General features: G+C 60.9%; 18 protein-coding genes. 6 read left to right on the forward strand and 12 right to left on the reverse strand.

Translation table 11 applies throughout. From position 1 onward, the window contains the following. Positions 1 to 38 precede the first annotated feature (38 nt). Positions 39 to 746 carry a TetR/AcrR family transcriptional regulator gene (locus tag M1D99_RS20385; protein ID WP_013692622.1) on the reverse strand — a complete coding sequence of 236 codons (708 nt, stop codon included), beginning with the start codon at positions 744 to 746 and terminating at the stop codon, positions 39 to 41. 241 nt (positions 747 to 987) lie between these two features. On the opposite strand from M1D99_RS20385, the gene lexA reads away from it, so the two are divergent. Together lexA and sulA are read left to right on the forward strand one after the other, a co-directional pair. Further along, positions 988 to 1,596, forward strand: coding sequence for a transcriptional repressor LexA (lexA, locus tag M1D99_RS20390; RefSeq protein ID WP_003199651.1), 609 nt, complete (start codon positions 988 to 990; stop codon positions 1,594 to 1,596). Between the two features lie 10 nt (positions 1,597 to 1,606). Next, the gene (gene sulA / locus M1D99_RS20395) at positions 1,607 to 2,080 is read left to right on the forward strand and encodes an SOS-induced cell division inhibitor SulA (RefSeq protein ID WP_003199648.1); all 474 of its coding nucleotides are present in this window, start codon (positions 1,607 to 1,609) and stop codon (positions 2,078 to 2,080) included. Positions 2,081 to 2,151: 71 nt separating this feature from the next. On the opposite strand, the gene M1D99_RS20400 is transcribed toward sulA, so the two are convergent. The 7 genes from M1D99_RS20400 to M1D99_RS20430 form a co-directional block, all read right to left on the reverse strand. Beyond that, complete coding sequence (locus tag M1D99_RS20400; RefSeq protein ID WP_003183419.1) at positions 2,152 to 2,385, reverse strand: hypothetical protein; 234 nt, start codon at positions 2,383 to 2,385, stop codon at positions 2,152 to 2,154. Positions 2,386 to 2,491: 106 nt separating this feature from the next. Then, the gene (locus tag M1D99_RS20405; RefSeq protein WP_434571364.1) at positions 2,492 to 3,016 is read right to left on the reverse strand and encodes a DUF6586 family protein; all 525 of its coding nucleotides are present in this window, start codon (positions 3,014 to 3,016) and stop codon (positions 2,492 to 2,494) included. A 228-nt stretch (positions 3,017 to 3,244) separates the two neighbouring features. Next, entirely contained in the window at positions 3,245 to 5,857 is a 2,613-nt protein-coding gene (gene topA / locus M1D99_RS20410) for a type I DNA topoisomerase (RefSeq protein WP_413794789.1), read from the reverse strand. A 115-nt stretch (positions 5,858 to 5,972) separates the two neighbouring features. Further along, positions 5,973 to 6,209 carry a DUF1653 domain-containing protein gene (locus tag M1D99_RS20415; protein ID WP_003199644.1) on the reverse strand — a complete coding sequence of 79 codons (237 nt, stop codon included), beginning with the start codon at positions 6,207 to 6,209 and terminating at the stop codon, positions 5,973 to 5,975. A gap of 110 nt (positions 6,210 to 6,319) precedes the next feature. Next, a complete protein-coding gene (gene fadA / locus M1D99_RS20420) occupies positions 6,320 to 7,495 on the reverse strand; it encodes an acetyl-CoA C-acyltransferase FadA (RefSeq protein WP_053120718.1) in 1,176 nt (391 codons plus the stop codon). A 30-nt stretch (positions 7,496 to 7,525) separates the two neighbouring features. Next, positions 7,526 to 9,673: a fatty acid oxidation complex subunit alpha FadB gene (gene fadB / locus M1D99_RS20425; protein ID WP_186705231.1), complete on the reverse strand. Its 2,148-nt coding sequence runs from the start codon at positions 9,671 to 9,673 to the stop codon at positions 7,526 to 7,528. 487 nt (positions 9,674 to 10,160) lie between these two features. Further along, positions 10,161 to 10,598: a hypothetical protein gene (locus M1D99_RS20430; protein WP_186705232.1), complete on the reverse strand. Its 438-nt coding sequence runs from the start codon at positions 10,596 to 10,598 to the stop codon at positions 10,161 to 10,163. A 101-nt stretch (positions 10,599 to 10,699) separates the two neighbouring features. On the opposite strand from M1D99_RS20430, the gene M1D99_RS20435 reads away from it, so the two are divergent. Further along, entirely contained in the window at positions 10,700 to 11,140 is a 441-nt protein-coding gene (locus M1D99_RS20435; RefSeq protein WP_060738415.1) for a universal stress protein, read from the forward strand. A gap of 126 nt (positions 11,141 to 11,266) precedes the next feature. On the opposite strand, the gene M1D99_RS20440 is transcribed toward M1D99_RS20435, so the two are convergent. Next, positions 11,267 to 13,183 carry an ATP-binding cassette domain-containing protein gene (locus M1D99_RS20440; protein WP_186705233.1) on the reverse strand — a complete coding sequence of 639 codons (1,917 nt, stop codon included), beginning with the start codon at positions 13,181 to 13,183 and terminating at the stop codon, positions 11,267 to 11,269. Positions 13,184 to 13,396: 213 nt separating this feature from the next. Between M1D99_RS20440 and M1D99_RS20445 the strand changes: the two genes are divergently transcribed. Continuing rightward, positions 13,397 to 15,325 carry a transglycosylase SLT domain-containing protein gene (locus tag M1D99_RS20445; protein ID WP_186705234.1) on the forward strand — a complete coding sequence of 643 codons (1,929 nt, stop codon included), beginning with the start codon at positions 13,397 to 13,399 and terminating at the stop codon, positions 15,323 to 15,325. Positions 15,326 to 15,530: 205 nt separating this feature from the next. On the opposite strand, the gene M1D99_RS20450 is transcribed toward M1D99_RS20445, so the two are convergent. Continuing rightward, positions 15,531 to 17,297 carry an ABC transporter transmembrane domain-containing protein gene (locus M1D99_RS20450; protein WP_434571369.1) on the reverse strand — a complete coding sequence of 589 codons (1,767 nt, stop codon included), beginning with the start codon at positions 17,295 to 17,297 and terminating at the stop codon, positions 15,531 to 15,533. A gap of 257 nt (positions 17,298 to 17,554) precedes the next feature. On the opposite strand from M1D99_RS20450, the gene M1D99_RS20455 reads away from it, so the two are divergent. Next, the gene (locus tag M1D99_RS20455; RefSeq protein WP_186705236.1) at positions 17,555 to 17,734 is read left to right on the forward strand and encodes a PA1571 family protein; all 180 of its coding nucleotides are present in this window, start codon (positions 17,555 to 17,557) and stop codon (positions 17,732 to 17,734) included. A gap of 206 nt (positions 17,735 to 17,940) precedes the next feature. Here M1D99_RS20455 and pdxB read toward each other — a convergent pair whose 3' ends face one another. After that, positions 17,941 to 19,083: a 4-phosphoerythronate dehydrogenase PdxB gene (gene pdxB / locus M1D99_RS20460; protein ID WP_458130689.1), complete on the reverse strand. Its 1,143-nt coding sequence runs from the start codon at positions 19,081 to 19,083 to the stop codon at positions 17,941 to 17,943. Between the two features lie 291 nt (positions 19,084 to 19,374). Here pdxB and M1D99_RS20465 point away from each other — a divergent pair, with 291 nt between their 5' ends. Continuing rightward, on the forward strand, positions 19,375 to 20,778 hold the full coding sequence (locus M1D99_RS20465) for an MATE family efflux transporter (protein WP_346343453.1): 1,404 nt from the start codon (positions 19,375 to 19,377) through the stop codon (positions 20,776 to 20,778). On the opposite strand, the gene tusA is transcribed toward M1D99_RS20465, so the two are convergent. After that, positions 20,775 to 21,026, reverse strand: coding sequence for a sulfurtransferase TusA (gene tusA, locus M1D99_RS20470; RefSeq protein WP_003183455.1), 252 nt, complete (start codon positions 21,024 to 21,026; stop codon positions 20,775 to 20,777). The two genes, M1D99_RS20465 and tusA, sit on opposite strands and share 4 nt — an antisense overlap. Positions 21,027 to 21,197 lie beyond the last annotated feature (171 nt).

A 21,197-nucleotide genomic window follows, 5' to 3' on the forward strand; every position in this document is an offset into this window, starting at 1 on the left:
AGCTTAGCGGATGTAGGCAGCCACGCCCACCCGTGCGCTCAAGCCTTGGCCAGCGCCGGCGTCGATTTGCTGCGTGGACGCAGTTGCGCGGCCGCCATGGCCTCATCGGTGACGCCACTTTCGGCACGCATGCCGGCTGCCAGGAACGGCACCATCAGGCGCATCACCTGCTCGATGGAGGTGTTCACACCAAAATCGGTTTCAGCGATGGCCCGCAGCGCTTTGATACCGGACATGCTGAACGCAGCGGCGCCGAGCATGAAGTGCACCCGCCAGAACAGCTCGATAGGCGGAATGCGCGGTGCGGCTTCGTTGACCAGCAGCATGTAGCGACGGAAGACCTTGCCGTACATGTCTTCCAAGTAACGCCGTAGGTGGCCCTGGCTCTGGCTGAACGCAAGGCCCAACAGGCGCATGAAAATGGACAGATCGTTACCGCTGCGCGGTTGCACGACCAGGGCTTGCTCGACCAGGATTTCCAGCAGCTCTTCCAGGGTTGGCTTGACGTCGGGCTTGGCCTGGCGCCGCTCCAGTTCGCGATCGAGGCTGAGGCAGAAAGGCCCGAGGAACCGCGAGAAAACCGCCTGGATCAAGGCTTTTTTCGAGCCGAAGTGATAGTTCACCGCCGCCAGGTTCACCCCGGCCTTACTGGTGATCAGACGCAACGAGGTTTCGGCGAAACCTTTTTCCGCGAACAACTGCTCGGCAGCATCGAGAATGCGTTCAACGGTTTCCGACTGGGCCATGGTTACTCCGCCTGACAAACACTTGTTTGAAACATACGTTTCAGCCTAGGGGTTGTCAAGCCTGCCGGGGCGTTTTGCGAACGGTCGGTCACGTATTTAACCACACCTTTTCTCAGGTGGTAGCCCTGCCCCAACCAACAAGCCGACCGACCGTCCAGCGGCCCGCGAAAAAAGGAGGATTGCCAAGCAGCGTCTACTGTATATAATCCCAGTCACTGTATAAAAAGACAGAGCGATCAATATGCTAAAGCTGACGCCACGCCAAGCAGAGATTCTGGCCTTCATCAAACGCTGCCTCGAAGACAACGGCTACCCGCCGACTCGCGCGGAAATCGCCCAGGAACTGGGTTTCAAGTCGCCCAACGCGGCTGAAGAACACCTCAAGGCGCTGGCGCGCAAGGGCGCGATCGAAATGACCCCGGGCGCATCCCGTGGCATTCGCATCCCTGGCTTCGAAGCCAAGGCCGACGAAACCACCCTGCCGATCATTGGCCGGGTCGCGGCAGGCGCACCGATCCTCGCCCAGCAGCATGTCGAGGAATCCTGCAATATCAACCCTTCGTTCTTCCATCCCCGGGCCGATTACCTGCTTCGGGTACACGGCATGAGCATGAAGGACATCGGTATCTTCGACGGTGACCTCCTGGCCGTCCACACCACCCGCGAAGCCCGCAATGGCCAGATCGTGGTGGCGCGCATCGGCGACGAAGTGACCGTCAAGCGCTTCAAGCGCGACGGCAGCAAGGTCTGGCTCATTGCCGAGAACCCTGAGTTCGCCCCCATCGAAGTGAACCTGAAAGACCAGGACCTGGTCATCGAAGGCTTGAGCGTCGGCGTCATTCGCCGCTAAAGGAGGCTTTATGCAGTTCCCTCACACACCACAACACACACAACTTCCGCTGTTCGAGGCATTCATGGCCCAACCGCTGGTTCCAGTCCTGAAAGAGGTCATCGAGTCGCCCTGGGGCGTCGAACCCGAGGCTTTCAGCGAACTGTCGTTACGTGGTGCGGCCGGAAACTGCCTGAACCTGCTGGCGCCGATTCTGCGAGAACTCAGCCAGGACCAGGATGCTCGCTGGTTGACGCTGATCGCGCCACCGGCCAGCGTTACCCAGGCCTGGCTGCGGGATGCCGGCCTGAACCGTGAACGCATCCTGTTGCTGCAGCCACGGGGCACCCAGAGCGCCCAACAGTTGACCTGCGAAGCCTTGCGCCTGGGCCGCAGCCACACTGTGGTCAGTTGGCTCAACCCATTGACCGCGACCGCACGGCAACAGTTGATCAGCGCCGCCCGCACCGGGGACGCACAAAGCCTGAATATTCGATTGGGGTAAGACAAACGCGGGGCTTCTCCAAGACAGAGAAGCCGGTCAGTCACATTTTTCAAAAAAGCCGACAGGCGGGATTAATGAAGGACCCGCGGCCCCTCTTCCTTGTTGAATTCGCCTTCAACCAGGCGACCGGCCATCTGGACGCCCACGCTCAGCATCGCCTTGGCGACTTCGACGTGTTGGCCTTGGAGGAACACCTTGGCATCTTCGGAGAAGTTCAGGGTAACCAGAGAACCCTCGTCCTCTGCCCTGCGCAGCTCGATGCGGCCATCAGGAAGTTCGACAATTTCTAGAAAGGACGTAGGCATAAAAGTCTGTTCTCCACGAAAGGCGAGGATTATATAGTCATCGGCCAGGCTCCGCTCGGGATCTTGACCAAGCGTTATCAATGGACGTAAAGGGCCGAAGGGAAACTCAGCACTCGTTCAACCCTTCACGAAAGCGTATCGCCAAGCTCTTGAGGTTCTGGCGCCAGCTCTCCAGCTCTTCCCGGCTCAGCTCCTGCTCGGGATCCTGCTCGTCCAGATTGACCGCGACGATCAACGGCTGGGTCACGTCCCCCTTGGGCTTGCGCGGGGCTCGTGGCGGCTCGAACAGCGCCGCATGGGCCGCCAACAGCTTTGCCAGCCAGGTTTCCGGGTTGTGTGCCAGCTCGACCATTTCGGCCATTTCCGGGATGGCGATGGTTTCCAGCACTTCGCGGGTCAACAGCAGCTCGGCCCGCGGCGCATTCGCTTGTGGCAGGCGATAGAAACCAGCGATTTCATGGCATAACCCCAACAACGCACCGTATAGGTGAAACAGCGCGGACTCACGCCCTGCCTGGAGCAGCGCCTGGGAATTCATCGCACGCCCGTCTTCGGCCCGGGTGAGCGCTTCGAGCGACAGACCGGCGAAATAGATTTTCTGATTGGTGCGGGTATAGAGTTCGTGGGCCATGGCGGCATCTCCCCAACGAAATGAAAGCTTCACGCAAGTGCGACAGTGTCGTGGATCAACCAAGGCCACTGCAAGCCAAAAACAAAAAGGCCACATGAAAACCTATGGGTTGTCATGTGGCCTTTTTGTTCAGTCGGGCCCTATCGAGGACGGCTGTGCCGCCCAGTGGGAGCAAGCTCCCTCGCCACGGGGTCCTCGCTTAGCCCTCCTTCTTAAACAGGCGTTCAATCAACGCTTGTCTTCAACCGTCCACTTACCGCCGTCGTAATAGGCCTTCCAGCCGGTCGGCTTGCCGTCGACTTCGGTCTGCACGTACTGCTCCTTGGTCTTGCGGCTGTAGCGAATGACCGCCGGACGCCCTTCCGGATCCTTCTGCGGTGCTTCACAGAGGAAATGGTACTTCGGATCGATCTCGTCCTTATGCGGCACGATCTCCATCACCAATGGCGCACGGGTCTCACGGTTTTTCGGGAACTGGCTGGCTGCCAGGAACAGGCCGGAGGCGCCGTCACGCAGGATGTAGGTGTCGTTGACCTTCTCGCATTTGAGCTCAGGCATCTTCACCGGGTCCATCTTCGGCGGCGCCGCGTCCCCGCTCTTGAGCAGTTTTCGGGTGTTCTTGCAGGTCGGGTTGGTGCAACCGAAGAACTTGCCGAAACGGCCGGTCTTGAGCTGCATCTCGCTGCCGCACTTGTCGCATTCCAGGCTCGGGCCTTCGTAGCCCTTGATGCGATAAGTGCCCTCTTCAATCTCGTAGCCGGCGCAGTCCGGGTTGTTACCGCAGATGTGCAGCTTGCGCTTTTCATCCAGCAGGTAGGCATCCATCGCCGTGCTGCAGATCGGGCAGCGATGCTTGCCGCGCAGTACCAGGGATTCCGACTCACCCTCGTCGTCCGCAGCGATTTCGTCGCCCGGCACCAGGTTGACGGTAGCCTTGCAGCGCTCCTTGGGCGGCAGGCTGTAGCCCGAGCAACCGAGAAACACGCCAGTCGAGGCGGTACGGATTTGCATCGGACGCCCGCAGGTCAGGCACGGGATGTCGGTCATGACCGGCTGGTTGGCGCGCATGCCGCTGTCAGGGCTTTCAGCTACTTCGAGTTTTTTCTTGAAGTCGCCATAGAATTCGTCGAGGACATTTTTCCAGTCCCGTTCGCCCTGAGCCACATCGTCGAGGTTTTCTTCCATGCCGGCGGTGAAGCCGTAGTCCATCAGGTTCGAGAAGCTCTCGGACAGACGCTCGGTGACGATGTCCCCCATCTTTTCCGAATAGAAACGACGGTTGTGCAGCGCCACATAACCGCGGTCCTGGATGGTGGAGATGATCGCGGCGTAGGTCGAAGGACGGCCGATGCCGCGTTTTTCCATTTCCTTGACCAGGCTGGCTTCGGAGTAACGGGCCGGCGGCTTGGTGAAGTGCTGGGTCGGATCGAGCTTGATCAGCTTCATCACGTCGCCCTGGGCCATGTCCGGCAGGACATCGTCATCCCCAGGCTTGGTGATTTGCGGCATGACGCGGGTGTAGCCGTCGAACTTCAGGATGCGCCCCTTGGCGCGCAGCTCGAAGTCGCCGGCACCGACGCTGACCGTGGTGGACAGGTATTGCGCCGGCAGCATCTGGCAGGCCAGGAACTGGCGCCAGATCAGCTCGTAGAGACGCTCGGCATCGCGCTCCATGCCCGACAGCTTGCTTGGCTCGGTGTTGGCATCGGACGGACGAATCGCTTCGTGAGCCTCCTGCGCGCCTTCCTTGCTGCTGTAGACGTTCGGCGTGTCCGGCAGGTACTTCTTGCCGAACTCGCTTTCTATATAAGTGCGCGCCATCGCCACGGCATCGGCCGACAGGTTCGTCGAGTCGGTACGCATGTAAGTGATGTAGCCGGCTTCGTACAAACGCTGGGCCATCATCATGGTTTTCTTCACGCCAAAGCCCAGGCGATTGCTCGCGGCCTGTTGCAGCGTGGAGGTGATGAACGGCGCCGACGGCTTGCTGCTGGTCGGTTTGTCTTCACGCTTGACGATGCTATAGCTGGACGCCTTGAGCTTCTCCAGCGCCGCCATGGCCTGGGCTTCGTTGAGCGGTTTGAAGGCTTCACCCTTCTCGCGGGCCACGTCGAAGCGCACAGTCGCGCCCTTGGCAGTGCCGAGGTCGGCGTGGACTTCCCAGTACTCTTCAGGGATGAACGCCCGGATTTCCCGCTCGCGCTCCACCACCAGCTTCACGGCCACCGACTGCACGCGACCAGCCGACAGGCCGCGGGCGATCTTGGCCCACAGCAGCGGCGAAACCATGTAGCCCACCACACGGTCGAGGAAACGCCGCGCCTGTTGGGCGTTGACCCGGTCGATATCCAGTTCGCCCGGCTGGGAGAAGGCTTCCTGGATGGCCTTCTTGGTGATTTCGTTGAACACCACGCGCTTGTAGCGGCTGTCATCCCCACCAATGGCTTCGCGCAGGTGCCAGGCAATGGCTTCCCCTTCGCGGTCCAAGTCCGTCGCGAGATAGATGGTGTCGGCATCCTTGGCGAGCCGACGCAGTTCTTCGATGACCTTTTCCTTGCCTGGGAGGATCTCGTACTTGGCTTTCCAGCCGTGTTCCGGATCGACCCCCATGCGTGAGACCAGCTGCTTGCGCGCCTTGTCTTTCGGCGACAGCGCCGGCGCTTCACCGGCAGCAGCCTTGCCGCGCTTGGCGGCTGGCTCCTTACTGGCGCTAGCCGAACCGCTGGTGGGCAGGTCTCGGATATGGCCGATACTCGACTTCACCACGTATTGGTTGCCCAGATACTTGTTGATGGTCTTGGCCTTAGCCGGGGATTCCACAATGACCAGCGATTTGCCCATGGATCAGAAAATTCCTGAATTCTAAAAAGTGAAAGGCGGTTGGCGCCTGACGCGGCACCGCTATATATAGTGGCTGCAAGGTGAGGTCAAGCGCAGGGTTGCCCGCATGCCGGCCTCAAGGCTTGGAAAAAATGCTCTCCTCGGCCTGCACCAAAGCAAAGCGTGGCACCTGTTCGCCGTCAACCTCGACGGACTCCTCGAACATGCTCAAGGGACGCACCCAAAAGCCGTAATCGCCATACAGGGCTTGATAGAAGACCACTTCCTCCTCGGTCTCGGAATGCCGCGCAATGCTGAATACGCGGTACTGCGGACCTTTGTAATGCTGGTAGAGCCCAGGTTGTATCGGCATGCTTTGGCCCTCACTCAAATCTTTTCAAAATAAAAACAAAATTCTTTTGTTACTAACCCCGAAAAAACAAAAACCGGGGCACTTGGCCCCGGCTTCCATCGACGCAACGCTTAGACGCGTTCGAAGACAGTGGCGATGCCTTGGCCGAGGCCAATGCACATGGTCGAGACACCAAAGGTGCCGCCATTCTGCTTCATGACGTTGAGCAGCGTGCCGGAGATACGCGCACCGGAGCAACCGAACGGATGACCCAGGGCGATCGCACCGCCGTGCAGGTTAACCTTCTCGTTCATCTTGTCGAGCACTTTCAAATCTTTCAGCACCGGCAGGGCCTGTGCGGCGAAAGCTTCGTTGAGCTCGAAGAAGTCGATATCGGCGATACTCAGGCCTGCACGCTTCAAGGCTTTCTGCGTGGCCGGTACTGGACCATAGCCCATGATCGCCGGGTCCACACCCGCCACGGCCATCGAACGAATCACTGCCATCGGCTGGATACCCAGGTCCTGGGCACGCTGGGCCGACATCACGATCATGCACGAGGCACCGTCGGTGATCTGCGATGAAGTACCAGCTGTCACGGTGCCACCCTTCGGATTGAAGGCCGGCTTCAGGGCCGCCAGGCTTTCCAGGGTGGTTTCCGGACGAATGGTTTCGTCGTAGTCGAACAGCTTCAGGAAACCATTCTCGTCATAGCCCTGCATCGGGATGATCTCGTCCTTGAACTTGCCTTCCACGGTCGCCTTGTGGGCGAGCTGGTGGGAACGCACGCCAAAGGCGTCCTGCTGTTCGCGGCTGATGCCGTGCATCTTGCCCAGCATTTCCGCGGTCAGACCCATCATGCCCGAGGCCTTGGCCGCGTACAGCGACATGTGCGGGTTCGGATCGACGCCGTGCATCATGCTCACGTGGCCCATGTGCTCGACACCACCGACGACGAATACGTCACCATTGCCGGTCATGATCGCCTGGGCGGCGGTGTGCAGCGCGCTCATGGACGAACCGCACAGGCGGCTGACGGTCTGGCCGGCCGCGGTGTGAGGAATCTGGGTCATCAGCGAGGCCATGCGGGCGATGTTCCAGCCCTGCTCCAGGGTCTGGTTCACACAGCCCCAGATCACGTCTTCGACTTCGTTGGGGTCGACCTTGACGTTGCGCTCCAGCAGCTTGCTGATCAGGTGCGCCGACATGTCTTCGGCGCGGGTGTTGCGGTGCATGCCGCCCTTGGAGCGGCCCATCGGCGTACGACCGAAGTCGACGATCACGACGTCTCTAGGATTCAAGCTCATAAATGTTCTCTCGCTCTAGTCGTTGGGCGCTTAACCGAAGAAGCGTTGGCCGTTCTTGGCCATTTCACGCAGCTTCGCGGTCGGGTGGTACAGCGCGCCCAGATCAGCGTACTGGTCAGCCAGGGCAACGAACTCGGCCACACCAATCGAATCGATGTAACGCAGCGCACCGCCACGGAATGGAGGGAAACCGATACCGTAGACCAGACCCATGTCGGCTTCGGCGGCGGTTTCGACAATGCCGTCTTCCAGGCAACGCACGGTTTCGAGGCACAGCGGGATCATCATCCAGTTGATGATGTCCTCGTCGGTGACGTCGCGCTGCTCGTAGACGATCGGCTTGAGCACTTCCAGCACCGACGCATCGGCGACTTTCTTCTGCTTGCCGCGCTTGTCGGTCTCGTAGGCGTAGAAGCCCTTGCCATTCTTCTGGCCCAGGCGCTTGGCTTCGTAGAGCACGTCGACAGCCGAACGACGGTCGTCTTTCATGCGGTCCGGGAAGCCTTCAGCCATGACGTCGCGACCGTGGTGGCCGGTGTCGATGCCGACCACGTCCATCAGGTACGCCGGGCCCATCGGCCAGCCGAATTTTTCCATGATCTTGTCGATGCGCACGAAGTCCACACCGGCGCTGACCAGCTTGGCGAAACCGCCGAAGTATGGGAACAGCACGCGGTTGACCAGGAAACCCGGGCAATCGTTGACGACGATCGGGTTCTTGCCCATTTTCTTGGCGTAGGCCACGGTGGTGGCAACAGCCAGCTCACTGGACTTCTCGCCACGGATCACTTCCACCAGCGGCATCATGTGCACCGGGTTGAAGAAGTGCATGCCGACGAAGTTCTCCGGACGCTTGAGGGCCTTGGCCAGCAGCGAGATGGAGATGGTCGAGGTGTTCGAGGCGAGGATGGTGTCCTCCTTGACCTTGTCTTCGACTTCAGCCAGTACCGCTTGCTTGACCTTCGGGTTCTCGACAACCGCTTCGACCACCAGGTCGACATGGCCGAAATCGCCGTAGGACAGCGTCGGACGAATGCCGTTGAGCACTTCGGCCATCTTCGCGGCGGTCATGCGCCCCTTGTCGACGCGACCGACCAGCAGCTTGGCGGCTTCGGCCAGGCCCTGCTCGATCCCGTGTTCATTGATGTCCTTCATCAGGATCGGCGTACCCTTGGACGCCGACTGGTAGGCGATGCCGCCGCCCATGATGCCGGCGCCGAGCACGGCGGCCTGCTTCACGTCACGGGCGATTTCGTCGTAGGCCTTGGCCTTTTTCTTCAGTTCCTGATCGTTGAGAAACAGGCCGATCAGGCTTTGCGCAGCCGAGGTCTTGGCCAACTTGACGAAGCCGGCGGCCTCGACTTCCAAGGCCTTGTCGCGACCGAAGCTTGCGGCTTTCTGGATAGTCTTGATCGCTTCGACCGGCGCCGGGTAGTTCGGGCCAGCTTGTCCGGCCACGAAACCCTTCGCGGTTTCGAAGGCCATCATTTGTTCGATGGCGTTGAGCTTGAGCTTTTCCAGCTTCGGCTGGCGCTTGGCCTTGTAGTCGAACTCGCCGCTGATGGCGCGCTTGATGGTTTCAAGGGCCGCTTCCTGGAGCTTGCCAGGTTCGACCACCGCATCCACGGCGCCGACTTTCAGTGCGTCTTCGGCACGGTTTTCCTTGCCGGCGGCAATCCACTCGATGGCATTGTCGGCACCGATCAGGCGCGGCAGGCGCACGGTACCGCCGAAGCCCGGGTAGATGCCCAGCTTGACTTCCGGCAGGCCGATCTTGGCCGTGGTGGCCATGACGCGGTAATCCGCCGCCAGGCACATCTCCAGGCCGCCACCCAGGGCGATGCCGTTGATGGCCACGACGGTCGGTACGTTGAGGTCTTCGAAGTCGCTGAAAATACGGTTGGCTTCGAGGTTGCCAGCGATCAGTTCGGCATCGGGCAGCTTGAAGTTGTCGACGAATTCGGTGATGTCGGCACCGACGATGAACACGTCCTTGCCGCTGCTGACGATCACACCCTTGATCGAAGCATCTGCCTTGATAGTGTCTACGGCCTGACGCAATTCATTCAGGGTTAGACGGTTGAACTTGTTGACGGACTCACCCTTGAGGTCGAATTTCAGTTCGACGATGCCACTTTCAAGAGCCTTAACCGTGATGGCTTTACCTTCGTAAATCATCAACTGATCTCCACGATATGGAAGCTGAACAGTACACGTTGGACGCTGGCCACTGGTTCGACACTGACGTTACCGTCGATGCTACGCCAATCCGCCAGGCACACCCGTCAACGCGATAGTCGGGGTCTGTAGGAGCGTTCCGAAAATACAAACGCTCAATTCATACGCCCGTTTGATTTGGGTACGTCACCTTCACGGAATTTCCGACAATTGTCAATCGCCCTAAACACGGGCGAGAACGCGACTTTACGGTCATTTCCGTACCGTACGGATCCGCAACACGGCGCCGCATGTGCAGCTATTCATAGGATCAATCATTAGAAAAATCGCCCTAATTCCAGACATATCGGGTCCAGCCGACTACGCTGTCGGGAATGCGATTGAAATTTCAGGAACGAAGGGCGCTGCGAACGCACGCCCTGACATGAGATGGATTACCGGCCTGCCTGGCCAACCGCCCGATGAGACTGTCGGGCTTTTTTATGCCTCAGGCCAGCGCCTTGAGCGTGCTGGCAATGTCTTGCAAAACACTGGCTTCGCCTTTTTCGCCCCAGTACACCGCAATCATTTGCCGGTCGGCTTCGACTTTGTAGACGTTGGCCGGCAATTTTTCGAAATGATTGAGCAAGGATTCATCCTGGCAGACTTCCCGCCACTGATTGGCCCAGACGCCCGGTGCCGTTTGCCAATAGCTCCAACAGGCCGGCTGGTTGCCTCGCCGAGGCCGATAGTACTGGGCACAGGGGTTTGGCGGCTGCTGGCCGAGCCAGTGCGGCCACTCCTGTGGCGCCAGTTGCATGGCCAGGCCCAGGCGTCGCGCTTCCATGCGCAGGGCCATGCGACCGTTCTGTACACGGGACGGACGCAACCATGCCAATGGACTTAACACCACCAACAGGATTGACAGCACTATCCAGACCGTCATATTCGTACTCCCCGATTCTGATGAGCCATTGACCCAGGTCGCCGTCAATGCGCTTGAAACCAGCCATACTTACCGTATCGCAATTCTCTGGAGTGCCTTCCATGTACTACAACCACGTTCTGGTCGCCGTTGACCTCACTGAAGAATGCGATCCGGTCGTCAAGCGCGCCCTCGCCCTTTGCGAAGGCCGAGACACCCAGCTGTCGCTGGTGCATATCGTCGAACCAATGGCCATGGCCTTCGGCGGCGACGTGCCGATGGACCTTTCCCAGTTGCAGCAGCAGCAATTCGACCAGGCCAAGGAACGCCTTGACCGACTGATCGTGAAATACCCGGCCCTGAAGAAGGAGTTCAGCCACTTGACCTACGGCCAGCCACGCCAGGAGATCCATCACCTGGCCAAGGAACAGGGTTGCGACCTGATTGTCGTCGGCAGCCATGGTCGCCATGGCCTGGCGCTTCTGCTGGGCTCGACTGCCAACGATGTGCTGCATGGCGCGCCCTGCGATGTGCTGGCAGTGCACCTGGTCAAGCGCACCTGAGCCATATACCCCTGTGGGAGCGAGCCTGCTCGCGAAAGCGGTGTGTCAGCCAACACCAATGGCGCTGATCGACCGCTATCGCGAGCAGGCTCGCTCCCACAGGGATTGGTTTCTTATCTCAATGGATCAAGCGTCCAGCTCGGCCCAGCGCTCGACCAATGCATCCAGCTCGGCCTGCAGTTGTTCCAACTGCGCGATAACCTTGGCGGTTTCGGCAGCAGGCCGCTGATAGAACCCAGCGTCGGCCATTTCGGCTTCCACCGCGGCGATCTGCTGCTCCTTCGCATCGATATCGCCCGGCAGAGCCTCCAGCTCGCGCTGCAATTTGTAGCTGAGCTTTTTCTTCGCCGGGGCCGGAGCTGCGGCGGCAACCGGCGCGGGCTCGGCCTTGACCACCGCCGAATTCAGGTCGGCCTTGCCGGACTTGCTCTCGGTGACCCCAAGCAGACGCGGCGAGCCGCCCTGGCGCAGCCAGTCCTGATAACCACCGACGTATTCACGCACCAGGCCTTCGCCTTCGAACACCAGGGTGCTGGTGACCACGTTGTCGAGGAATGCCCGGTCGTGACTGACCATCAGCACGGTGCCGTTGAAGGTCAACAGCACTTCTTCCAGCAACTCCAGGGTTTCCACGTCCAGGTCGTTGGTCGGTTCGTCGAGCACCAGCAGGTTCGCTGGCTTGCTGAACAGCTTGGCCAGCAACAGACGGGCGCGCTCACCGCCCGACAGCGCCTTGACCGGCGTACGGGCACGCTGTGGACTGAACAGGAAATCGCCGAGGTAGCTCAACACGTGACGGCTCTGGCCATCGATGTCGATGAAATCGCGGCCTTCGGCCACGTTGTCGATCACGGTCTTTTCCAGGTCCAACTGATGGCGCAACTGGTCGAAGTAGGCAACGTCGATCTTCGTACCCTCCTCCACCTTGCCATTGGTCGGCACCAGGCCGCCAAGCATCAGTTTGAGCAAAGTCGTCTTGCCGGTGCCGTTGGCCCCTAGCAAGCCGATGCGATCGCCACGCTGCAGGACCATGGAGAAGTCCTTGATCAGGAACGGGCCGCCAGGGTGGGCGAAGCTCACATTCTCAAGGACCATCACCTGCTTGCCGGACTTGTCGGCAGTATCCAACTGGATATTGGCCTTGCCGGTACGTTCACGGCGTTCGCTGCGCTCAACGCGCAAGGCCTTGAGGGCCCGCACACGGCCTTCGTTGCGGGTGCGACGAGCCTTGATGCCCTGGCGAATCCAGACTTCTTCCTGGGCCAGTTTCTTATCGAACAGGGCATTGGCGGTTTCTTCCGCCGCCAGCGCCGCTTCCTTGTGCACCAGGAAGCTGGCGTAGTCGCCGTTCCAATCGATCAGGCCGCCGCGGTCCAGTTCAAGGATGCGCGTCGCCAGGTTCTGCAGGAAGGAACGGTCGTGGGTGATGAACAGCACCGCCCCCTGGAAGTCCTTCAGGGCTTCTTCAAGCCAGGCGATGGCACCGATGTCCAGGTGGTTGGTCGGTTCGTCGAGCAGCAGCAGGTCCGGCTCGGACACGAGGGCCTGGGCCAGCAGGACGCGACGACGCCAGCCGCCGGACAACTCGGCGAGGGTCTTGTCGGCCGGCAATTGCAGGCGGCTCAGGGTGCTGTCAACCAGTTGCTGCAGACGCCAGCCATCTCGGGCTTCAAGGTCGTGCTGCACGTGCATCAACTTGTCCAGGTCGGCATCGGTGACGATGTTCTGGCTCAGGTGGTGATACTCGGCCAACAGCGCGCCGACCCCGTCCAGGCCTTCGGCGACCACGTCGAATACGGTCCGCTCGTCGGCCACCGGCAGTTCCTGGGGCAATTCGCCGATTTTCAGGCCTGGCGCGCGCCAGACCGAGCCGTCATCGGGCTTTTGATCGCCCTTGACCAGCTTCATCATGCTGGACTTGCCAGTGCCGTTGCGGCCGATGATGCACACCCGCTCACCACGGGCGATCTGCCAGGACACCTTGTCCAACAACGGCATAGCGCCGAAAGCAAGGGACACATCGCTGAATTTGAGCAGGGTCATGAGCTTCTCCAAAAACCGGGCGCGCATTCTACCTGAGATGAGGCCTCAAGGGTCCGCCAATTTCGCCACTGAAGCACTCTGCACGACAAATGTTGCGAACTTGCACCGACAGCCCTGCAAAGCTTTCGCCGGCTGCTGGCAAAAGGCTAAGCTACAGACAGTTACCCTGGGTTAACCCTTGGGCTTGTCATGTTTTTTCTGCCCGGACGTCTCATGCGCAGTCGCCTTTTCAGTGTTTTATCGTGTCTTTTTGTATGTGCCACTGCCGTTCAATCCGCTCAGGCGGTGGATATTTCCACTCAGCGCCAGTATTACAACGAGGCCAAGCGGGCCTTGGCCAAGGGTGATTCCGGCCCTTACTTTCGCTACAGCCAGGCCTTGCGCGATTACCCGTTGGAGCCCTACCTGGCCTACGATGAACTGACCGCGCGCCTCAAGAGCGCCAGCAACGCCGAAATCGAAAAATTCCTCGCCGAGCACGGTGACCTGCCCCAGGCCAACTGGATGAAACTGCGTTGGTTGCGCTGGCTGGCCGAGCGCGGCGATTGGGCGACCTTCGTCAAGTATTACGACCCCAAGCTCAACTTCACCGAATTGGACTGCCTCAACGCTCAGTACCAGCTCAGCCATGGCCTTAAGGCCGAAGGCTATGCCAATGCCGAAAAGCTCTGGCTCACCGGCAAGTCACAGCCCCAGGCCTGCGATGCGTTGTTCGGCCTATGGGCATCCCAGGGCCAGTTGACCGAGCAGAAACGCTGGGAGCGCACCAAGCTGGCCGCCCAGGCGCGCAATTATCCGCTGGCCAACAGCCTGGTCAGCGGCCTGACCACTCTCGCCCCCCGTGGCAAGTTGCTGGTGGACGTGGCGCAAAAGCCTGAGTTGCTCAACCAGCCCTCGCGCTTCAGCCCGGCCGATGAACCGATGTCCGATATCGTCAGCCTCGGCCTGCGTCGCCTGGCCCGCCAGGATCCGGAAAAAGCCATGGCGCTGCTGGATGGCTACGCCAGCACCATGCATTTTTCCCGGGATGAAAAAGTCGCGATTGCCCGGGAAATCGGCCTGACCCTGGCCAAGCGCTTCGACAGCCGCGCCTTGGACGTGATGACCAAATACGACCCGGAACTGCGCGACGACACCGTTTCGGAGTGGCGCTTGCGCCTGCTGCTGCGCCTGGCCCGCTGGGACGATGCCTACCAACTGACCCGCCGCCTGCCCGAGTCGCTGGCGAGCACCAACCGCTGGCGCTACTGGCAAGCCCGCACGCTGGAGCTGGCGCAGCCGCAAAACCCCGAGGCCCTGGCGCTCTACAAGCACCTGGCCCGTGAGCGGGACTTTTATGGCTTCCTGGCCGCCGACCGCTCCCAGTCGCCGTATTCCCTCGTCAACAAGCCACTGGTGATGAGCCAGGCGCTGATCAATAAGGTGCGCAACACACCGGGCGTGCGTCGTGCACTGGAGTTTCATGCCCGTGGGGACATCGTGGACGGACGCCGCGAGTGGTATCACGTCAGCCGGCATTTCAACCGGGACGAAATGGTCGCCCAGGCGAAACTGGCCTATGACCTGAAGTGGTATTTCCCGGCCATTCGCACCATCAGCCAGGCCAAGTACTGGGACGACCTGGACATCCGTTTCCCGATGGCCCACCGCGACACCCTGGTACGTGAAGCCAAGGTGCGTGGCCTGCATTCGAGCTGGGTCTTCGCAATCACTCGCCAGGAAAGTGCCTTCATGGACGACGCCCGCTCCAGCGTCGGCGCCGCCGGCCTGATGCAACTGATGCCTGGCACTGCCAAGGAAACCGCGCGCAAGTTCAGCATTCCCCTGGCGTCGCCTCAGCAAGTGTTGAACCCGGACAAGAACATCCAGTTGGGCGCGGCCTACCTGAGCCAGGTTCACAGCCAGTTCAACGGCAACCGCGTCCTCGCCTCGGCGGCCTACAATGCCGGCCCCGGTCGCGTGCGCCAATGGTTGCGCGGTGCCGATCACTTGAGCTTCGACGTCTGGGTCGAAAGTATTCCATTCGACGAGACCCGCCAATACGTGCAGAACGTGTTGTCATATTCGGTGATCTACGGCCAGAAGCTCAACTCGCCGCAACCGCTGGTGGACTGGCATGAGCGGTATTTCGATGATCAGTGAGTATTAGCGCAGGCTGTTACTGAGAAGAAAAAATGCCCGCCTCGAAGGAAGCGGGCATTTTTTTGCTCGGTGACTGGGTCGGTTGCTGGACCCTGTGGGAGCGAGCCTGCTCGCGATAGCGGTGTGACAGTCAGCATCTTTGTTGCTGATCAGCCGCTATCGCGAGCAGGCTCGCTCCCACATTGATCTCAACACATCAAACTCACTAAACATCCTCGCCGTGCTGATTGAACTGCAACGCCGCCAACCGCGCATACAGCGCATTGCTGGCTACCAGCTCCTGGTGAGTGCCCACGGCAACCACCTTGCCCTGGTCCATCACCGCGATCCGGTCGGCGTTTTTCACCGTGGCCAGGCGATGGGCAATGACCAGGGTGGTGCGGTTTTTCATCAGGCTAGGCAAGGCTTGCTGGATCAGGTGTTCGCTTTGCGCATCGAGGGCACTGGTGGCTTCGTCCAGCAGCAGGATCGGCGCATCCACCAACAAGGCTCGGGCGATGGCCAGGCGTTGGCGCTGGCCGCCGGACAAGCCCAGGCCGCCGTCGCCCAGGTGAGTCTGGTAGCCGTTGGGCATTTTTTCGATGAAGTCATGGGCATGGGCGATCTGCGCGGCCTCGCGCACCTGTTCGGGCGTCGCCTGCGGATTGCCGTAACGAATGTTTTCTTCGACCGTGCCGAAAAACAGCGCCGGGTTTTGTGAGACCAGGGCGAAGTGCCGGCGCAGGTCCAACGGATCGAGCTGGGTCAACGGCACGTCGTCGATCAGGATCTGCCCTTGCACCGGATCATAGAAACGCAACAGCAAGTCGTAGACCGTCGACTTACCCGCACCGGAAGGCCCGACGAGGGCCAGGGTCTCGCCGGCCTTGACGCTCAGGTCGAGACCGTCGACCGCGTAACTGTCCGGCCGGGACGGATAGGAAAAACGCACGCCTTCAAGACGTAAATCGCCGCGGACCCGCACCGGCAAGGTCACGAGTCCTGAGGCCGGCGGCTGGATGATGTTCTCCGAACGCAGCAGCTCGGCAATGCGCTCTGCCGCACCGGCCGCCCGCTGCAGCTCGCCGATCACTTCGCTCAGGGTCCCGAAGGCGCTGCCGACAATCAGGCTGTAGAACACGAACGCCGCCAGCTCGCCGCCGGAAATCCGCCCGGCGATCACATCCATACCGCCGACCCAGAGCATTACCCCCACCGCCCCCAGCACGAGCACGATCACCAGGGTGATCAGCCAGGCCCGCTGGGCGATGCGCTTGCGAGCGGTGTGGAAGGCCTGCTCCACTGTCACGGAAAAACGCTGTTCGTCCTGGACCTGATGGTTGTAGGCCTGCACGGTCTTGATCTGGCCGAGAGTTTCGGAGACGTAGCTGCCGACGTCGGCAACACGGTCCTGGCTCTCACGCGACAAGCTGCGCACTCGCCGCCCAAAGATCAGGATCGGCGCCAATACCAGCGGCAGGGCAATCACCACGATGCTGGTCAACTTGGGATTGGTGACAAACAGCAGCACGATGCCCCCCACCACCATCAAGACATTGCGCAAAAACAACGACAGCGACGAACCGATCACCGATTGCAGCAAGGTCGTGTCAGTGGTCAGCCGCGACTGGATTTCCGAACTGCGGTTGTTTTCGTAGAAGCCTGGGTGCAAGTACACCAGATGGTTGAAGACCTGCCGCCGGATATCGGCCACTACCCGCTCGCCGATCCAGGACACCAGGTAAAAACGTGCAAACGTACCGATCGCCAGCCCCACCACCAACACCATGAACAGGCCGATGGATTGATTGAGCAAGTGTGGCGAACGGGTCATGAAGCCCTGGTCCACCAACAAGCGGATGCCCTGGCCCATCGACAAGGTAATGCCGGCAGTGACAATCAAGGCCAGCAACGCGCCGGCGACTTGTTTGCGATAAGGGGCGATGAAGCCGGTGGCCAGGCGTATGGCACGGCGATGTCGAGAAGAAAGCATCAAAGGCGTCCGATAATTCAGCAGGAAAAGGCCGGCCCGCGCGGTCGAAACGCAACGGAACCAGGTTGAATCAGAATGAGTCAGGTTAAATATGACCACGACGACTAGGCGCTAGATGTTATCGGTCTAAAGTCTGGCTGGAAACGCGACTGTGTTTCTGATTGAGTGGAGGTGTCGCCATGAACCTGCAAGGAGTGTCATGGCTCGGTCACCTGGCGACATTAAAGTAGGCACACAACCTGATGAGGAGACAGGCCATGTCCTTGCAACACAGCAGCGACGACAAGATTCAAGTAATCCGCACGCAACCGGACCAATCTCTGGGCTGCTCGTTCATCGATGAACAAGGGCGCGAAGTACCGATCACCGAAGACATGATTCGCAAAGCCTGCGGCGAGTTGGAAAAACGACTGGTCAAGCCTGCCGAACAAAAGTGATACAGCCCGTCTCGATTGAACCCGACCTTGATGTCGGGTTTTTTATGCCTGCTGATTTTGCAGACTCTTGTGGTGAGGCTCTTGTGGCGAGGGAGCTTGCTCCCGCTGGGTTGCGAAGCGACCCTAATGCCTTTTGGATTCCAAAAAGCGACGACTGCTTCGCAGCCGAGCGGGAGCAAGCTCCCTCGCCACAACAGCGCTCCACGCTATATGGCAGTGGCACCCAGCGCCGTCACGATCTGTTGCAAGGTCGCCGACTGCCCTTCGATACGAACCTTCAAGCTGTCGATTTCCCGCCGTGGCGGATAATGCTTGCGCAAGGCGTCGAACGCGCTGCGTTGCTCGCTGACCGTGCCCACCAGGCTGCGGCGAAAGTTTGCGTCGTCGCCACGGGGGTCGTACACGCTCCGGCACAACGCCGCCAAGGCCCAGGCCGGGTCGGTTGCGGCATCCAGGGTGATGCCACCGAGCCAAGGCCGAGGCAACAGGTCGCTGAGGCTGACTTCAACCGGCTGTTCCAGGAAAGCGCACAAGGCCTGGTAGATCTGGGCGGTGCCGCGCTGACGACCATCGAGGCTGTAACCGGCAATGTGCGGGGTAGCGATCACGCACAAATCGGCCAGGTCCACATCAACGGTGGGCTCCTGCTCCCAGACATCCAGCACCGCTTGCAGGTCTTCGCGCTCCAGCAACACCTCGCGCAGCGCGGCGTTGTCGATCACCGGGCCGCGGGCCGCATTGATCAGCCAGGTGCCGGGCTTGAGCTGGTTCAGGCGCGCTTCGTCGAACAGGTGCCAGGTCGGTTGCTCGCCGTCGTGGGTCAACGGGGTGTGCAGGCTGATCACATCGCATTGCTCGATGATCTGTTCCAGGCTCACATAGTCACCGCCCTCGGCGGCCTGACGCGGCGGATCGCAGACCTTGACGGTCCAGCCCAGGCCCTTGAGCAGTTCGATCAACCGCCCGCCCACCTGCCCTGCGCCGACCACGCCGAAGGTCCGCTGCGCGAGCGCCACGCCTTCGATTTCCGCCAGGGTCATCAGGCTGCCCAACACGTAGTCCACCACGCCACGGGCGTTGCAACCGGGTGCGCTGGCCCAGTGAATACCGGCCTCGGCCAGATAATCCAGGTCCAGGTGATCGGTGCCGATGGTGCATGTGCCGACGAAGCGTACCTTGCTACCCTCCAGCAGCGCCCGATTGACCTGGCTGACCGAACGCACCAGCAGCACATCGGCTTGCTCGACCATCGTCCGGTCGATTCCCCGGCCCGGTACCCGGCGGATTTCGCCGAACCCTTGGAAAAACGCATCAAGCAGGGGGATGTTTTCGTCGGCGACGATCAGCATGGCAGAGCTCCTTTGGCGGGAGGGGCAGTGTAGGCGTTCCTCGCCTCGATGGGCCAGTCCATTGCCTCAGTGAACGCGTTTGTGGCGAGGGAGCTTGCTCCCGCTCGGGTGCGAAGCAGCCGCCCGCTTTTTGGCCTGCTTCGCAGTCCAGCGGGAGCAAGCTCCCTCGCCACAGAAACTACCCGGGCAGACGTTGACGATTACAAATCCACAACACAGCTTTTTTCCTGACCACAGCGTCAAGGCGTAGAATTCGCCGCCTTGCGCTAATTTCTCTCGGACGCTTCGCCTGTGAATCCTGTCATCGACTCTCCTGCCACCCTTTCCCGCCCGGCCCGGGTGCGTCTGGAATTCAAGACCCTGCTGGCCTTGGCCGTGCCAATCATGGTGGCGCAACTGGCGACCACCGCCATGGGCTTTGTCGACGCGGTGATGGCCGGTCGGGTCGGCCCACGGGACTTGGCGGCCGTGGCCCTGGGCAACTCGATTTGGGTACCGGTGTTCCTGTTGATGACCGGCACGTTGCTGGCGACCACGCCAAAAGTGGCCCAGCGCTTCGGTGCCGGCACGTTCGACGAAATCGGGCCGCTGGTGCGCCAGGCACTGTGGCTGGCGCTGGTGGTGGGTTTGCTCGCGACCCTGGCGCTGTTCAGCGCCGAACCGATCCTGCACATCATGAAGGTCGATCCCGAATTGATCGGCCCCTGCATGGAATACCTGCGTGGCATCGGCACGGGCCTGCCGGCCGTGGCGCTGTATCACGTGCTGCGCTGCTTCAGCGATGGCCTGGGCCGCACGCGACCGGCAATGGTGCTGGGGCTGTGCGGGCTGGCATTGAACATTCCGCTCAATTACATCTTCATCTACGGGCACCTGGGCGTGCCCGCCATGGGCGGCGTCGGTTGCGGCTGGGCCACGGCCATCGTGATGTGGTTCATGGCGCTGGGCATGGCCGGTTGGGCCCGTTGGGCACCGGCCTATCAGTCGAGTCGGTTGTTCAGCCGTTTCGACTGGCCGCAATGGACAGTGATCAAGCGCCTGCTGGGCATCGGCCTGCCAATTGGCATCGCGGTGTTCGCCGAGTCGAGTATTTTCGCGGTGATCGCGCTGCTGATCGGCAGCCTCGGGGCCACGGTGGTGGCCGGGCACCAGATCGCGCTGAACTTCAGCTCCCTGGTGTTCATGATCCCCTACTCCCTGGGCATGGCTGTCACGGTGCGGGTCGGCCAGGCCTTGGGCCGTCGCCAGCCCCGTGAAGCGCGCTTTGCCGCCGGGGTGGGCATGGGCACGGCCCTGGCGTACGCCTGCCTGTCGGCGAGCCTGATGTTCGCATTGCGCGGGCCTATCGCGGCGATCTATACCGCCGACCCGGTGGTGATCGAAGTGGCCTCGATGCTGATCGTCTACGCGGCGCTGTTCCAGTTTTCCGATGCGATCCAGGTCACGGCGGCAGGCGCGTTGCGCGGCTACCAGGACACCCGTGTGACGATGATCCTGACCCTGTTCGCCTATTGGGGCATCGGCCTGCCGGTGGGCTACGCGCTGGGCCTGACCGACTGGCTCGGCGCGGCCAGCGGCCCGAGCGGGTTGTGGCAAGGCCTGATCGTAGGCCTGAGCTGCGCGGCGCTGATGTTGTCGATCCGCCTGACACGCAGCGCACGCAAGCAGATCCGCGTCAGCCACTCGACGGATTAAGCGAGTTTCTTGCGGATCCAGTAGAGGTAGGTACCAGCCTCTTCCTGCTGGGCCACCAGTTCGTGATCCAGGAACACGCAAAACTTGGGGATGTCGCGGCGAGTCGAGGGGTCGGTGGCGATGACTTTCAACAGGCCACCGGGGGCCAGGTCACGGATGTGCTGGTGCAGCATCATCACCGGTTCCGGGCAATTGAGGCCCGTGGCATCCAGTGTGCCGTCGACCGGCGTGTCGTTCATTTCACTCATGTTCTACTCCTGAAACTGGCCGGCATTGTCGCGCAATGCCGGCGCTCTTAACAGATGTACATCAGCCCTGTGGCGAGGGAGCTTGCTCCCGCTCGGCTGCGAAGCAGTCGTCACTTTAGGAGTCCAACAGGACATTGGGGTTGCTTCGCAACCCAGCGGGAGCAAGCTCCC

The sequence above is a fragment of the Pseudomonas sp. R3-41 genome (assembly GCF_054161485.1).